The organism is Polaromonas sp. P1_G2 (genome assembly GCF_056405515.1).
This window is the reverse complement of the sequence record NZ_JBFUBY010001521.1, coordinates 1-389: the sequence shown is the minus strand read 5'-3', so window position 1 is coordinate 389 and position 389 is coordinate 1. Positions and strand designations below refer to the sequence as shown.

Below are 389 nucleotides of genomic sequence, written 5' to 3'. Positions count from 1 at the left end.
CGTAGACGTAAGTCGTCGTGATGCTGCTGGCGATGTTCTGCACCGTCGACAGCCGGTTGGCGGCGTCCCATGTGTAGCGGTTGGTGCGATCGTTCGTCGTGTTGCCGTTGCCGTCATAGAGCCAGCCGTTCGAGCCGTTGACCGATGAGATCGCATGCGGCTGCGGCTTGGCATAAACCATCGCCACGTTGTCGGCGGAAGACTGGCGTGCGCGGAGCGTGAGATTGCCGTAGGCGTCATAGCTGAAGTCTTCGTCCAGGCTCGACGCGATCGTGGCGGGATGGCCCGGCGTTCCCGAATGTGCCGATTTCAGGCGGCCGTTTGAGTCATAGCTATACATCCAGCTGTTGTAGTCGCGGCTATTGCCGTTGATCGCGGTAATCCGACCC

At 60.7% G+C, this 389-nt stretch carries 1 protein-coding gene; it reads right to left on the bottom strand.

What is annotated here, in order from left to right:
- Positions 1-389: hypothetical protein (locus tag AC1D0P_RS31365; RefSeq protein ID WP_477680293.1), on the bottom strand; the 389-nt coding region annotated here is incomplete at both ends.